This window comes from Aeromicrobium sp. Leaf291 (genome assembly GCF_001423365.1).
GTDB lineage: Bacteria > Actinomycetota > Actinomycetes > Propionibacteriales > Nocardioidaceae > Aeromicrobium.
The window spans coordinates 693,846-708,257 of record NZ_LMNM01000002.1 but is presented as its reverse complement, the minus strand read 5'-3'; the positions used below and the strand labels follow the sequence as shown (position 1 = coordinate 708,257).

The following is a 14,412-nucleotide window of genomic DNA, read 5'->3' as shown; positions in this document are numbered from 1 at the left end:
CGTCACGCGGTGGCCCAGAGCTCCCTCAGCATCGAGACGTCGAGGCCGGCCAGGCTGGGCCGCACCAGGCGGCGCGGACCGTCCGGCACCGTGACCATGTGCGGCACGACGAGGACGACGCAGCCGGCGGCGTCCGCCGAGGCGGCTCCGGTGGCGGAGTCCTCGACGGCCAGGCAGTCGGCCGGGTCCACCCCCAGCATCCGGGCGGCCGCCAGGTAGGGCTCGGGGTGCGGCTTGCCGCGGCTGACCTCGTCGCCGGTGACGACGGCGTCGAAGGGCAGCGCCTCGACGACCGGTGCGGCGATCGAGCGGTACGACATCGTCACGAGGGCCTGGGGAACACCGGCCTCGGCGAGGGCCCGCACCAGCTCGGGAGCGCCCGGACGCCAGGGCTGGTCGCGCCGCATCGCCTCGCCGAGCTCGTTCACGAGGTGGTCGACGATCTGCTCGGGGTGGAGCCCGGAGCCGATGTGGGCCTCGATCCGGTGCGCGGCCTCGAGCAGGTCGCTCCCGACGAGGGCGAGGCCGTCCTCCTCGGTCCAGGTGGCCCCGTGCCGGGCCGCCAGGGCGGTCTCGGCGGCCATCCAGAGCGGCTCGGTGTCGACGATGGTGCCATCGAGGTCCCACAGGACGGCGGCGGGGAAGGTCACCGCACGAGCCTAGAAGACGCTCCGTCGGACTCCACGCCTAGGTTGGACCCGTCATGACCGAGCTCACGCCCCGCCCGCCCGCCCACGGGGCCGACGCCGTGCGCACCTGGGCCCGCGGACCGCTGCGCCCGTTCCGCCATCCGCAGTACCGACCGCTGATCGGTGCGGCGGCCTTCGAGCTGCTCGGCGAGGGCGTCTGGGTCATCGCGGTCGTGTGGCAGGTCATCGCGCTCGGGGGCGGCCCCGGTGCCCTGTCGCTCGCCATCACGGGCTACTCCCTCGGCATGGTGGCCACCGTGCTGGTCGGCGGCGTCGTCGCCGACCGCGTGCCGCAGCGTCGCATCCTCATGGCCACCGCCACGACCCGCATGGTCGTGCTCCTGGGCGTCGCGGCCCTGGCGCTCGGGGGCGGGCTCGAGATCTGGCACCTCACGGTCGGGGGCACCGTGCTGGGCATGGCTGTCGGCTTCTACTTCCCGGCCTACAGCGCCCTGCTCCCCTCGATCGTCGAGTCCGACGACCTGCTCGCCGCCAACGGCGTGGAGGGGTTCCTGCGGCCCACGCTCCAGCACGCGGGCGGCCCCGCGCTCGGCAGCGTCGTGGTCGCGTTCGCCTCGCCGGCGTGGGCCCTGCTGCTCGTGGCCGTCTGCCAGCTCGGCTGCCTGCTCACCCTGCTGCTGCTTCGCCCGGTCCCGCTGCGCCGCGACCCGGCCAGCCTCGGTGGCCATCCCGTGCGGGGTGCTCTCGCCGACCTGCGGATCGGGCTGCGCTACATGGTCACCACGCCGTGGTTCCTGGCCACGCTGCTGTTCGCGTGCCTCATGCTCCTGCTGGTCATCGGACCGATGGACGTCCTCATCCCGTTCGTGGTCAAGGAGGGCGGAGGCGACGCCACGGGGCACGCGTGGATCCTCGCGGCCTACGGCGCCGGCAGCGCGCTCGCGTCGCTCGGCATGAGCATGCTGCGCATGCCGCGTCGCTACCTCACGGTCATGAACCTCATGTGGGGCGTCGGGTGCCTGCCGCTCGTGGTCGTCGGCTTCACGTCGTCGGTGCCGCTCATCGCCGTCGCCCTGTTCGTCGTCGGGGTGCTCATCTCCGCGCCGATGGTGATCTGGGGCACGTTGCTGCAGCGTCGCGTGCCGCCCGAGCTGCTCGGCCGGGCCTCCAGCCTCGACTTCTTCGTCTCGCTGCTGCTGGTGCCCGCATCGGTCGCGATCGCCGGTCCCACGGCGGAGGCGGTGGGTCTGCGCGAGGTGTTCCTGGTCGCCGCCGCCGTGCCGCTCGTCGTGGCCGCGGTCGCGATCCTGTGGGCCCGGATGCCCGCCGACGAGATCGCCCACCCGCTCTGACCGTGACCTCCCACGGACCCTTGCGTTCTCGTGGGAGGATGGGTGCGAATCTCCGCGAAGGTCCACGCGAGCCCGCCGCCGGCTGGGGATTCCCACCATCACCCGAAGGACCCGACTCCGCTCCCTGCGGACGACGGAGTCTCGCAGTGTCGATCGTGGAGGACAGAGCCGACCGTGGAGCAGCGTGTGACCCGACCCCAGGCGTGGCGCCCCGACGCCACCGCGGACCTGACCGCTCGACTGAGCGAGCGCATCCTGGTGCTCGACGGCGCCATGGGCACCGCGATCCAGCGCGACCGTCCCGACGAGGCCGGGTACCGCGGTGAGCGCTTCAAGGACTGGCCGAGCGACGTGGTCGGCAACAACGACCTCCTGACGCTCACCCAGCCCGACATCGTCGCCGGCATCCACCGCGAGTACCTCGAGGCCGGCGCGGACATCATCGAGACCAACACGTTCAACGCCAACGCGATCTCGTTGCGTGACTACGACATGGTCGAGCTCGCCTACGAGCTCAACTACGAGGCCGCCGCGCTCGCGCGTCGCGAGGCCGACGCCGTCGCCGAGGCCACGGGTCGGCCCCGCTACGTCGCCGGCGCCCTCGGGCCGACCACGCGGACCGCGTCCATCTCGCCCGACGTCAACGACCCCGGCGCCCGCAACGTCTCCTACGCCGAGCTGGTCGACGCCTACGCCGAGGCGACCCGCGCCCTGCTCGACGGCGGCAGCGACCTCGTCTTCATCGAGACCATCTTCGACACGTTGAACGCACGTGCCGCGATCTTCGCGGTCGAGACCGTGTTCGAGGAGTACGACCGCCGGTGGCCCATCGTCATCTCCGGCACCATCACCGATGCCTCGGGACGCACGCTGTCCGGGCAGACCACGGAGGCCTTCTGGTACTCCGTCCGGCACGCGAAGCCGCTCCTGGTCGGCCTCAACTGTGCCCTCGGCGCCGAGGAGATGCGCCCCTACGTGGCCGAGCTCTCGCGCCTGGCCGACTGCTTCGTCTCCTGCTACCCGAACGCCGGGCTGCCCAACGCCTTCGGCGAGTACGACGAGACGCCGGACCAGACGGCCGCCGTCCTGCGCGAGTTCGCCGAGGCCGGTCTCTACAACCTCGTGGGTGGGTGCTGCGGCACGACGCCCGACCACATCGCGCACATCGCGGCGACGGTCGAGGGCCTGCCCCCGCGGGTGCCCACGACGGTCGATCCCGCGCTGCGGCTCTCCGGGCTCGAGCCGCTCGTCGTGACCCCGGAGTCGCTGTTCGTCAACGTCGGTGAGCGCACCAACATCACGGGGTCGGCACGCTTCCGCAACCTGATCCGCGACGGTGACTACGACACGGCGCTGGCGGTCGCCCTCCAGCAGGTGGAGAACGGCGCGCAGGTCATCGACGTCAACATGGACGAGGGCATGATCGACGGGGTCGCGGCCATGGACCGCTTCCTCAAGCTGGTGGCCGCCGAGCCCGACATCTGTCGCGTCCCGGTCATGGTCGACTCCTCCAAGTGGGAGGTCATCGAGGCCGGGCTGCGGGTCCTGCAGGGCAAGTCGATCGTGAACTCGATCTCGCTCAAGGAGGGCGAGGAACCTTTCCGCGAGCACGCGCGGCTGTGCCGCAAGTACGGCGCGGCCGTGGTCGTGATGGCCTTCGACGAGGACGGTCAGGCCGACAACCTCGAGCGCCGCAAGCAGATCTGCGAGCGGGCGTACCGGATCCTCGTCGACGAGGTCGGCTTCCCGGCCGAGGACATCATCTTCGACCCGAACGTCTTCGCGGTCGCCACGGGCATCGAGGAGCACGCCGAGTACGGCATCGACTTCATCGAGGGCACCCGCTGGATCAAGCAGAACCTGCCCGGGGCCCTGGTCTCCGGTGGCGTGTCCAACGTGTCGTTCTCGTTCCGCGGCAACAACGCGGTGCGCGAGGCCATCCACGCCGTGTTCCTGTTCCACGCCATCCAGGCGGGCATGGACATGGGCATCGTCAACGCCGGTGCCCTGGTGGTCTACGACCAGGTGGACGAGAAGCTCCGCGAGCGGATCGAGGACGTGATCCTCAACCGACGCGACGACGCCACCGAGCGTCTGCTCGAGATCGCGCAGGACTTCGCCGGCACCGGCGAGAAGGCCGAGGCCGCCAGCGAGGAGTGGCGCTCCCTGCCCATCGGCGAGCGGATCACCCACGCCCTCGTCAAGGGCATCGACGCCCACGTCGAGGCCGACACCGAGGAGCTGCGCGCCCTCATCGAGGAGCGCGGCGGCAAGCCCATCGAGGTCATCGAGGGGCCGCTGATGTCCGGCATGAACGTCGTCGGCGACCTGTTCGGGGCCGGCAAGATGTTCTTGCCGCAGGTGGTCAAGTCGGCCCGGGTCATGAAGAAGGCCGTCGCCTACCTGATCCCCTACATCGAGGCGACCAAGGACGCCGCGGACCAGGGTCGCAGCAACGGCACCGTCATCATGGCGACGGTCAAGGGCGACGTCCATGACATCGGCAAGAACATCGTCGGCGTGGTCCTGCAGTGCAACAACTACGACGTGATCGACCTCGGGGTCATGGTGCCCGTCCAGAAGATCCTCGACGCCGCGCGCGAGCACGACGCCGACGCGATCGGCTTGTCCGGCCTCATCACGCCGTCCCTCGACGAGATGGTCACCGTGGCCGGCGAGATGGAGCGGCAGGGCTTCGACGTGCCGCTGTTGATCGGGGGTGCCACGACCTCGCGTGCGCACACCGCCGTCAAGGTCGACGAGCGGTACCACGGCCCGGTCGTGTGGGTGAAGGATGCGTCCCGCTCGGTGCCGGTCGTCGCGTCGCTGCTCTCCGACGAGCAGCGCCCGCCGTTCCTCGAGGCGCTCAAGGACGACTACGACGGCCTGCGCGAGCGCCACGCCGCCCGTCAGGACACCCGCAAGCTCCTGTCGATCGCCGACGCCCGCGCCGCCCGCACGGTCGTCGACTGGTCGGAGTACTCCCCCGCCGAGCCGCAGTGGGAGGTGGGCGTCCCGCACGTGCTCGACGACTACCCGCTCGCGGAGCTGCGCGAGTACATCGACTGGCAGCCGTTCTTCAACGCGTGGGAGATGAAGGGACGCTTCCCCGACATCCTGCACAACCCGGCCACGGGCGAGGTGGCCTCCAAGCTGTACGCGGACGCCCAGGAGATGCTCGACCGGATCATCGAGGAGCGCTGGATCACCGCCCGCGGAGTCGTCGGGATCTTCCCGGCGAACGGGTCGGGCGACGACACCGTCGTGTACGCCGACGAGCAGCGTGAGGAGGTCGCCGCGACCCTGCACCACCTGCGCCAGCAGACCGAGCACCGCGCCGGCGTCTCGCACAAGAGCCTGGCCGACTTCGTGGCACCGGTGGAGACCGGTCTCCGCGACCACGTCGGCGCCTTCGCGGTGACGGCCGGCCACGGGATCGGCGACAAGATCACCGAGTTCAAGGAGGCGCTCGACGACTACAGCGCCATCCTGCTCGAGGCGCTCGCCGACCGTCTCGCGGAGGCCTTCGCCGAGCGCCTGCACGAGCGGGTGCGTCGCGAGATCTGGGGCTACCAGCCGCAGGAGTCGCTCGACAGCGACGCCCTCATCGCCGAGAAGTACGTCGGCATCCGCCCGGCGCCCGGCTACCCGGCCTGCCCCGAGCACACCGAGAAGAGCACCCTGTGGGATCTGCTCGAGGTCGAGAAGCACACCGGCATCGAGCTCACCGAGAGCATGGCCATGTGGCCGGGCGCCTCGGTGAGCGGCTGGTACTTCGCGCACCCGCAGTCGCAGTACTTCGTGGTCGGGCGACTGGGCCGCGACCAGGTGGCCGACTACGCCGAGCGCAAGGGCTGGACCGTCGACGAGGCAGAGCGCTGGCTCTCGCCGAACCTCGGCTACCGCCCCGACAGCGAGTAGGGCACGTGGCGGCCCGGCACCCCCGCCTGTGCTGTTCGCCGCCCACGGCCCGGCACCCCCGCCGGGCTGTATGCCGCCCCGGGCCCGGCACCCCCGCCGGGCCCGTAGGGTGGTGACGTGCAGTCGATCCCCCCTCTGAACGATCCCTGGATGGTGGCGGCGTTCGAGGGTTGGAACGACGCCGGTGACGCCGCGTCGTCCGTCGTCGACCACCTCGTCGACGAGTGGGACGCGCAGGTCCTGGCCGAGCTCGACCCGGAGGACTACTACGACTTCCAGGTCTCGCGCCCGATCGTCCACCCCGACGAGGACGGCGCGCGGGTGCTGCACTGGCCCACGCCGACGCTGTTCCACGCCCGCCCCCGGTCGTCGGACCGTGACGTGCTGCTCTTCAAGGCGCCCGAGCCGAACTTCCGCTGGAAGGGCTTCTGCTCGACCGTGCTCGGCCTGGCGAGGCTGGCCGGGGTCACCGAGGTGGTCACGCTCGGTGCCCTGCTGGCCGACACCCCGCACACGCGGCCGGTGCCGGTGAGCGGCTCCACCATCGACCCGGTCCTCGCCGAGCGTCTCTCGCTCCGCCCGTCCAGCTACGTCGGACCGGTCGGCATCAACGCGGTCCTGGGCGACGTGGCCTCGGCCGAGGGCCTTCCCGCCATCTCGTTGTGGGCGGCGGTGCCGCACTACGTGGCCGACCCGCCCTGTCCCAAGGCCACCCTCGCGCTGCTCGGCGCCCTGGAGGATGCGGTCGGTGTCGCGCTCCCCCAGGGGTCGTTGGAGGAGATGGCGCAGGCGTGGCAGCACGGCGCCGACGACCTCATGGGCCAGGATCCCGAGATCGCCGAGTACGTCGCGGAGCTGGAGAGCGAGCACACCACCGACGAGCTGCCCGAGGCCAGCGGCGACGCGATCGCGCGCGAGTTCGAGCGGTACCTGCGTCGGCGCAACGTCGACGGCGGGCCATGAGCGGGCCTCGCCTGAGGGTCGTCGAGGCGTGAGCGAGGACGCCAAGCTCCGCAAGATCCGTCAGCTGCTGGTGCTGGCCGAGGACCCCGGGGCGACGCCGGCCGAGGCGCAGTCGTGCCGCGACAAGGCCGAGCGGCTCATGGCGCAGTACGGCATCGACGCCGCGCTGCTGGCCAAGGACGGGCATCGCGCCGTCGGGATCGTCGACGCCTTCGTCCGTCTCGACGCGCCGTACGTGCGCGACAAGGCCACCCTCGCCGTGCACGTGGCCCACGCGATGCGCTGCCAGTCGGTGCTGGTGGGTGCCGAGCCCTGTATCTCGGTGCACGTCTTCGGGCTCGAGGCCGACGTCCGGTGCACCGAGATCCTGGTCACCAGCCTGCTGCTCCAGGCCGCCCACGAGCTCGCACGGGTCGAGATCCCGCGCGGCGAGCACGTCGCCGCGTTCAAGCGGTCCTGGTGGCAGGGGTTCTCCCAGGCGGTCTACGTGCGGCTGCGGACCGTCGAGGACGACGCACGAGCGCAGGCACAGGCCGGGCGCGACGACGGCGAGCCCTCGGTCGAGATGGTGCTCGCCGACCGCAGCCACGAGGTCGAGCAGGTCATGCACGAGCGCTACGGATCGTTGCGCCGGGCACCCCGACGTCGCCTGAGCGGCACCGGCATCGACCACGGCTACGCCAGCGGTGAGCGGGCCGACTTGGGCCGCGGCACGTCGCTCACCCCCTGACGACGGCCGACTCGATGCCGAGGAACGCGCCGGTGCTCGTGGCGGACCACCAGCCGGGACGTGCCCGCCCCGGCGCACGAGGGTGCTCGGGACGTATCGACCCGATGTCGAGCAGTGCGGTCGGCACGACCGAGCACGGGCTGGTCTCTCCGCCCGCGTCCAGCGCAGCGACCACCCAGGTTCCGGTGCGCAGGGCCGGTCCACCGCCGGCGTGCCAATGGCGGAGCTCGACCTCGGCGGCGACGTCCCTGCCCACCCAGATCTCCTTGACCTCGACGGAGAGGAGCGCGGGATCGCCCGACCCAACTGGCCGGAGATGGCTGACGACCGCGAGGACGAGCGAGGTCGGTCGCTGCTCGGCGAGCCCGATGCAGGAGAGGGCACCCGCAGGCGCAGGTCCGCCCAGCGGTGCGAGCAGCCCCAGCGTCGAGCCGAGGACGACCACACGTCGAGAGGGGCTCACACCCCCTTCTGTCCCGAGCCGGCGGTTCGTCTCGTCGTGAGTGCTAGAGCGCCACGCCGAGCAGGGCGTCGACCGCGGCCCGGACCTCTTGCGACGCCTCGGCGTCGGTGCCGTCGAGTGCGGTCCACGCGTCGACGGCCTCGAGGGCACGGGGCGCGTCGAGGTCGTCCGACAGAGCTGCTGCCAGGTCGGCGACGAGCGCGCCGGCCGGAGCCCCGGTCGGACGCTCGACGGCCGTGCGCCAGCGGCGCAGCCGGTCCTCGGCCTGCGTGAGGTCGGTGTCGAACCACTCCCAGTCGCCGCGGTAGTGGTGGGCCAGCAGGGCGAGCCGGACGGCCATGGGGTCGGTGCCGGCTTCGCGCAGTGCCGAGACGAGCACGAGGTTGCCCTTGCTCTTGGACATCTTCTCGCCGTCGAGGCCGACCATGCCGGCGTGCACGAAGGCGCGGGCGAACTCCTCGCCCGTGGCCACGCGAGCCTCCGAGGCCGACATCTCGTGGTGCGGGAAGGCGAGGTCGGAGCCTCCGCCCTGCACGTCGAAGTCCGTCCCGAGGTGCTGCAGGGCGATGGCGGCGCACTCGATGTGCCAGCCCGGACGCCCCGGCCCGAGGGGGGACTCCCACGACGGCTCCCCCGGGCGGGGGGCCTGCCACACGAGGCAGTCGAGGGGGTCGCGCTTGCCCGCGCGGTCAGGGTCTCCCCCGCGCTCGCCGAAGACGGCCCGCATGGCCTCCTCGTCGAGGTTCGAGACCGATCCGAAGGCGGCGTCGGCGTGCACGTCGAAGTAGAGGTCGTCGTCGACCCGGTAGACGGACTCGCCGAGGCGGGCGACCAGGTCGGTGACGAGGTCGATGGACTCCACCGCGCCCACGTAGTGCTGCGGGGCCCGCATGCGCAGGGCGGTCATGTCGGTGCGGAACAGCTCGGTCTCCCGCTCGGCCAGCGCCTGCCAGTCCTCCCCGGTGGCCTCGGCCCGCTCGAGCAGCGGGTCGTCGACGTCCGTGACGTTCTGCGTGTAGACGACGTCGAGCCCGCGGGCCAGCCACTGGCGCTGCAGCAGGTCGAACGTCAGGTAGGTGGCGGCGTGCCCGAGGTGGGTGGCGTCGTACGGCGTGATGCCGCAGACGTACAGCCGGGCCGTGCCCTCGGGAACGGAGTCCACGAGCGAGCCCGACCGGGTGTCGTGCAGACGCAGCGTGGGCATCTCGTCCCGAGCCGCTGGATCGATCGTGGGGATCTCGGGACCGGTCCAGGCACGCATGGGTCGAGCGTATCCGTCGGGGCACGACGCTCGCCCGTCGCGTCCTCGAGCGGGACGTCCCCGTTCGAGTTGCCGTCGAGTGTGAGCCTCGTCACCCTGGAGGGACCCGCTTCGAAGGAGCCCCCGATGACCAGCACACCGTCCTCGCCCCGCGACCTCAGTGGCCAGACGTCCGGCCCCCAGCCCGTCACCGACTGGACCGACCTCGGGCGGGAGATGTGGGAGTACCTGACCGGGCGCGGCGCTGCCGTGAGCTACGAGCTCAAGGACCTCGAGGTCGAGGTGCCGCGCGACACCGGCCCGGACGCCCCGCGCGCCCTCTGGAAGTTCAACGGCACCGTCAGGGTGACCACGAGCGACGACGAGATGCCCGGCGCGGACCCGGCGCGGGGCTGACGTGAGCGGACTGCGCGCTCTCGTCGACGTCGAGGTCGCCACGCCCGGGGGCACGCCGGTGACGGCCCAGGTCACGGCCGTGGGCCGACGCGTCTCGTTCCGCACCGCCGACCTGGGTGCCTTCGCCGCCGGGCGGACCGGAGGTGACTTCCGGACGGTCGCACGTCGCCTGGCCGAGTCCGACGTCGTCCTGGAGATCGCCGACGAGGTCGGCCCGATCCTGCGTCTCGGCGCCGTCCGCGAGCGCTTCTGGCACAGGCTGGCCACCGGCACCTCCCACGTGCAGATCGTGCGCTGGCGCGCCGCGGCCCGGCTCAAGGCACGCGCGGTCACCGGCGCCGGCGACGCTCTCGCGCTCCCGCCCCCGATCGCGTGGCCCGACCTGCCGACGGCGCCGTGGGCGCGGCGACGCGTCACGACCACCCACGACCCGTACGGCGGCGGACACCCTCGTCTGTACCTGTCCGACACCCGCGTCCCGGCCACGGGCCGCGAGGTGCGAGTCCACCACCTGGCCCTGGGCGAGACGACGGTCGGGTCGACCGCGGACGCCGACCTGTGCCTGGACGGTGTCAGCGACCTGCAGGCCGTCATCACGCGCACCGACACCGACGAGTACGTGATCGGTGCCCGCGGACGCCAGACTCCGACCTTCGTCAACGGTCGCGAGCTCCCCGTGCAGACGCTGCGGACGGGGTGTCGCATCGAGATGGGCCCGTGGCGCCTGACCTACGTGCGCGACGAGTTCGCCGACCACGGTCGCCCCTTCGGCGGACGCATCGGCGGGGAGCTCGGTCACCAGCGTCCGCAGGACCCGCCTCGCTACCAGCGCTGAACCCTCCCCGAGGTGATCCGCGGCGGGCCGTGCGGCACGTCGCGAAGCGGATCGGCCTCGTGGGGCCAGAATGAGCACGTGATCGTCGACTGCGCCACCTACCGCGACGGTGCCCGTCAGGACACCTCCCACGACGCGGACGCCCTGCGCGAGACCCTCGCGACCCTCGGTGCGGGCGAGTTCATCTGGATCGGCATGGCCAATCCCCGTGCCGACGAGCTGAGCCGGGTCGCCAGCGCCCTCGACCTGCACCCGCTCGCCGTGGAGGATGCCCTCGAGGCGCACCAGCGCCCGAAGGTCGAGCGGTACTCCGACCACCTGTTCGCGTCGCTGCGCAGCGTCACCTACAGCGACGACGACATCCGTACGCACGAGGTGAACCTGTTCCTCGGCGGGCACTTCCTGCTGACCGTCCGCCACGGTGGCGAGTCGCTGCGCGAGGCGCGCAAGCGTGCCGAGGCCGTCAGCGACGCGATGTCCCACGGGCCGACAGCAGCCTTCCACGCCGTCATCGACACCATCGTCGACCACTACGAGGACGTCGCCCGCGAGCTCGAGCAGGACGTGGAGGAGGTCGAGAGCTCGGTCTTCTCCACCGAGCGGACGAGCGACTCGACGCGCATCTACCGGCTCAAGCGCGAGACGCTCGAGTTCCGTCGCGCGGTGCTGCCGCTGCGCGAGCCGGTGCAGCGGTTCGCGAGCGTGGCCGTCCCGGAGGACGCCCGCCCCTACTTCCGCGACATCGCCGACCACCTCGCGAGGGCGGCCGAGGCGATCGACGCGATCGACCACCTGCTCGACAACGCGCTCAACGCCCACCTGGCGCAGCTCTCGGTCCAGCAGAACGAGGACATGCGCAAGCTCACCGCGGGCGCCACGATCTTCGCCGTCCCCACCGCGATCGCCGGGATCTACGGCATGAACTTCGAGCACATGCCCGAGCTCACGTGGACCTACGGCTACCCGCTCTGCCTCGCCCTCATCGGCGGCCTCTGCCTCTACATCTACCGCCGGTTCAAGAAGTCGGGCTGGCTGTAGCGCTCAGGGACCCTTCGGGTCGAGCGTGGGGCGGATCGAGACGGTCTCGAACTGGGCCTCGGGCGGTGCGTCGACGGCGGTGCGGACTGCGGCCGCGATCGTCTCGGGAGCGATCATCCGCTCGGGGCGACTGCCCTCACGACGTTCGAGGACAGCGCGGCCCATGTCGGTGTCGACGATGCCGGGGTGGATCGACACCACCCGCACCCCGTTCTCGCGCTCCTCCTCACGCAGGCAGTCGCCGAACGTGCGCAGCGCGAACTTCGAGGCCGAGTACACGCTGTTCCCGGGGGTGGAGAACAGGCCGGCACCGGAGTTGACCAGCACGACCGTGCCGCTCGCGCCACGGAGTGCTGGGAGGGCGCGAGCCGTGAGGTGCGCCACGCCGAAGACGTTGGTCTCGAACACGTGGCGCCAGTCGCCGCGCGAGACCTCCTCGACCGTGCCGTGCTCCGAGATGCCGGCCGCGTGCACGAGGACGTCCAGACGGTCCGGCAGGACGGCGGAGTCCACCGCGTGCTCGTCCGCGACGTCGAGGACGAGGACGGCGGCACCGGCGAGGCGGTCCGCGACCGCGTGCAGGCCGTCGGCGCCGCGGCCGACCAGCACGACGTCGTGCGTGCGGGCGAGGTCCTCGGCGACGGCGAGACCGATGCCGCGGGAGGCTCCGGTGACGAGGGCGGTGGGGCGGCTCACGTCGACCACCTCAGGCCGACGTCGAGACGCCGGCACCGATGACGCCGAAGGCCAGCAGGGCGAGCACGAGGGTGCCGAGCGCGATCCGGTAGACCACGAACGGGGCGTAGGAGTGCTTGCTCACGTACTGCAGCAGCCAGTGGATGACGGCGAGCCCCACCACGAACGAGACGACCGTGCCCACGAGGGTCGGGCCCCACCCGTAGGCGTTCTCGCCGCCGGGCACGTCCTTGAGCTTGTAGAGGCCGGCGCCCACGACGGCCGGGATGGCCAGGAGGAAGGCGTACCGCGTGGCCGCGGCCCGCTCGTAGCCGAGGACCAGGCCCATGCTGATGGTCGCGCCGGAGCGGGAGACCCCTGGGACGACCGCAGCGGCCTGCGCCAGGCCGAGGGCGATGGCGTGCGTCAGGGTCAGGGACTCGATGGGCCGGGTGCGTCGTCCGACCCGTTCGGCGATGCCGAGCACGATGCCGAGGGCGACGAGCATGGTCGCGATGACCCAGAGGTTCCGGAAGTCGCGGTCGATGAGGTCCTCGAGGGCGAGACCGACGAGCACGATCGGCAGGGACCCGATGATGACGAACCAGCCCATGCGCCACTCCGGCAGGGCCCGCGCGTCGGCCGAGACGAGACCCTTGAGCCAGCCCGTGCCGATCGTCCAGATGTCGCGCCAGAAGTAGAGGACCACCGCCAGCTCGGTGCCGATCTGCACGACGGCGGTGTAGGCGGCCCCGGGATCCTCCCACCCGAGGAACCGCGGGATGATCGCCAGGTGGGCACTGCTCGAGATGGGCAGGAACTCCGTCAGCCCCTGGACGAGGCCGAGCACGACAGATCGCAGGACATCCACCCTGCGAGCCTAGACGCCGGGCGCCAGGGGCCCGACTAGGGTGCTGCCATGCAGGAGCGTCACGTCGGCCACTCCGGTCTGCAGGTCTCGCGACTGGGCCTGGGGACCATGACCTTCGGGTCGCAGGTCGACGAGCTCGAGGCCGAGGACCAGCTCACCGCGTTCCTCGAGGCCGGTGGGACCTTCGTCGACACCGCTCCGGTCTACGGCGAGGGTCGGGCCGAGGCGCTCGTGGGCGACCTGCTCGCCAAGCGTGGAGTGCGCGACGACGTGGTGCTCGCCAGCAAGGCCGTCGTGGGCCTGCGCCGCGGCCAGGTCGTCTCGGACGCCTCGCACGGCCACGTGCTCGCCCAGCTCGACGCCTCCCTCCGTGCGCTGCGGACCGACCACCTCGACCTGTGGCAGCTGCACGCCTGGGACCCGCTCACGCCGTGGGAGGAGACCCTCGCGGCACTGGAGCACGCCGTCTCGAGCGGTCGCGTGCGGTACGTCGGCGTGTCGAACTTCTCCGGGTGGCAGGTCGGCGTGGCCCGGACCTCGGCCACGCGGGCGCTCGGTCCGCTGCTCGTCTCCCACCAGGTCGAGTACTCGCTGCTCAACCGCACGATCGAGGACGAGGTCGTCCCCGCCGCACAGCACCTCGGGCTCGGCACGATCGCCTGGTCCCCGTTGGCCCGCGGGGTGCTGACCGGCAAGTACCGCTCCGGCGTCCCCTCGGACTCCCGCGCCGCGGTCCCGCAGTGGGAGCACTTCATGGCGCCGTACCTGTCGTCCGAGTGCGCCCCCGTCGTCGAGTCCGTCGTCAGGGCCGCCGAGGGACTCGACGTCTCCCCCGCCCACGTGGCCCTGGCCTGGGTGCGGGAACGGCCGACGGTCGCCACCACGCTGCTCGGCGCCCGGACGACGGCCCAGCTGCGGACGCTGCTCGCGTCCGAGACCCTCGACCTGCCCGCGGAGATCGTCTCGGCCCTCGACGACGTCTCCGCACCCCACGCCTGGGAGGACTGACGTGGCCCTGCGCAACGCGACGGTGGAGTACGAGTTCTGGGACTTCGCGCTGCCACGGACGCAGTCGCGCTCGGCGGTCTGTCGGCTGCTCACCGACGCGGCCGAGTTCCAGGGCTGGGAGCTCGACCGGCTCCGCAAGGACCCCTCGGGGCGGCGCACCATCAGGCTGCGGCGCAAGATCATCCGCGTGCGCGCCACCATCTAATTGATTTATTGCTGATATTCCAAGATCAGCACATTCTTTTCGTG

General features: G+C 71.7%; 14 protein-coding genes. 9 read left to right on the top strand and 5 right to left on the bottom strand.

Going from position 1 to position 14,412, the window contains the following annotated elements; translation table 11 throughout:
- Positions 1-2 precede the first annotated feature (2 nt).
- A complete protein-coding gene (locus ASF35_RS13025; protein WP_055968211.1) occupies positions 3-650 on the bottom strand; it encodes an HAD family phosphatase in 648 nt (215 codons plus the stop codon).
- A gap of 53 nt (positions 651-703) precedes the next feature.
- On the opposite strand from ASF35_RS13025, the gene ASF35_RS13020 reads away from it, so the two are divergent.
- The 4 genes from ASF35_RS13020 (at position 704) to ASF35_RS13005 (ending at position 7,616) form a co-directional block, all read left to right on the top strand.
- Entirely contained in the window at positions 704-2,002 is a 1,299-nt protein-coding gene (locus ASF35_RS13020) for an MFS transporter (RefSeq protein ID WP_082495504.1), read from the top strand.
- A 273-nt stretch (positions 2,003-2,275) separates the two neighbouring features.
- Complete coding sequence (gene metH / locus ASF35_RS13015) at positions 2,276-5,923, top strand: methionine synthase (protein ID WP_235499159.1); 3,648 nt, start codon at positions 2,276-2,278, stop codon at positions 5,921-5,923.
- A 117-nt stretch (positions 5,924-6,040) separates the two neighbouring features.
- Positions 6,041-6,886, top strand: coding sequence for a PAC2 family protein (locus tag ASF35_RS13010; RefSeq protein WP_235492966.1), 846 nt, complete (start codon positions 6,041-6,043; stop codon positions 6,884-6,886).
- 28 nt (positions 6,887-6,914) lie between these two features.
- Entirely contained in the window at positions 6,915-7,616 is a 702-nt protein-coding gene (locus tag ASF35_RS13005; RefSeq protein ID WP_055968202.1) for a DUF2786 domain-containing protein, read from the top strand.
- Here the strand turns inward: ASF35_RS13005 and ASF35_RS13000 are convergent.
- Entirely contained in the window at positions 7,606-8,079 is a 474-nt protein-coding gene (locus tag ASF35_RS13000; RefSeq protein WP_156368040.1) for a hypothetical protein, read from the bottom strand. The two genes, ASF35_RS13005 and ASF35_RS13000, sit on opposite strands and share 11 nt — an antisense overlap.
- Positions 8,080-8,122: 43 nt before the next feature.
- Positions 8,123-9,340, bottom strand: a complete 1,218-nt coding sequence (gene mshC / locus ASF35_RS12995) for a cysteine--1-D-myo-inosityl 2-amino-2-deoxy-alpha-D-glucopyranoside ligase (protein ID WP_055968195.1) — start codon at positions 9,338-9,340, stop codon at positions 8,123-8,125.
- Positions 9,341-9,466: 126 nt separating this feature from the next.
- On the opposite strand from mshC, the gene ASF35_RS12990 reads away from it, so the two are divergent.
- The 3 genes from ASF35_RS12990 to corA all read left to right on the top strand — a co-directional run bounded on the left by ASF35_RS12990 (position 9,467) and on the right by corA (position 11,609).
- Positions 9,467-9,736 carry a hypothetical protein gene (locus ASF35_RS12990; RefSeq protein WP_055968192.1) on the top strand — a complete coding sequence of 90 codons (270 nt, stop codon included), beginning with the start codon at positions 9,467-9,469 and terminating at the stop codon, positions 9,734-9,736.
- 1 nt (position 9,737) lies between these two features.
- Positions 9,738-10,571 carry an FHA domain-containing protein gene (locus ASF35_RS12985; protein WP_055968189.1) on the top strand — a complete coding sequence of 278 codons (834 nt, stop codon included), beginning with the start codon at positions 9,738-9,740 and terminating at the stop codon, positions 10,569-10,571.
- 78 nt (positions 10,572-10,649) lie between these two features.
- Positions 10,650-11,609, top strand: coding sequence for a magnesium/cobalt transporter CorA (gene corA, locus ASF35_RS12980; protein ID WP_055968186.1), 960 nt, complete (start codon positions 10,650-10,652; stop codon positions 11,607-11,609).
- A gap of 3 nt (positions 11,610-11,612) precedes the next feature.
- Here corA and ASF35_RS12975 read toward each other — a convergent pair whose 3' ends face one another.
- The gene (locus ASF35_RS12975) at positions 11,613-12,305 is read right to left on the bottom strand and encodes an SDR family oxidoreductase (RefSeq protein WP_235499154.1); all 693 of its coding nucleotides are present in this window, start codon (positions 12,303-12,305) and stop codon (positions 11,613-11,615) included.
- A 10-nt stretch (positions 12,306-12,315) separates the two neighbouring features.
- Entirely contained in the window at positions 12,316-13,155 is an 840-nt protein-coding gene (locus tag ASF35_RS12970) for an undecaprenyl-diphosphate phosphatase (protein WP_055968181.1), read from the bottom strand.
- A gap of 48 nt (positions 13,156-13,203) precedes the next feature.
- On the opposite strand from ASF35_RS12970, the gene ASF35_RS12965 reads away from it, so the two are divergent.
- Entirely contained in the window at positions 13,204-14,163 is a 960-nt protein-coding gene (locus ASF35_RS12965; RefSeq protein ID WP_055968178.1) for an aldo/keto reductase, read from the top strand.
- A 1-nt stretch (position 14,164) separates the two neighbouring features.
- Positions 14,165-14,368 (top strand): DUF5703 family protein, encoded by a 204-nt coding sequence (locus ASF35_RS12960; RefSeq protein ID WP_369797013.1) that lies wholly within the window; start codon positions 14,165-14,167, stop codon positions 14,366-14,368.
- The last annotated feature ends 44 nt before the right edge of the window (positions 14,369-14,412 follow it).

What these genes read in the sequence shown, in the direction of transcription:
- ASF35_RS13020 (WP_082495504.1), top strand. Translation starts at nt 704, where the DNA reads ATGACCGAGCTCACGCCCCGCCCGCCCGCCCACGGGGCCGACGCCGTG.
- metH (WP_235499159.1), top strand. Translation starts at nt 2,276, where the DNA reads ATGGGCACCGCGATCCAGCGCGACCGTCCCGACGAGGCCGGGTACCGC.
- mshC (WP_055968195.1), bottom strand. Translation starts at nt 9,340, where the DNA reads ATGCGTGCCTGGACCGGTCCCGAGATCCCCACGATCGATCCAGCGGCT.
- ASF35_RS12990 (WP_055968192.1), top strand. Translation starts at nt 9,467, where the DNA reads ATGACCAGCACACCGTCCTCGCCCCGCGACCTCAGTGGCCAGACGTCC.
- ASF35_RS12965 (WP_055968178.1), top strand. Translation starts at nt 13,204, where the DNA reads ATGCAGGAGCGTCACGTCGGCCACTCCGGTCTGCAGGTCTCGCGACTG.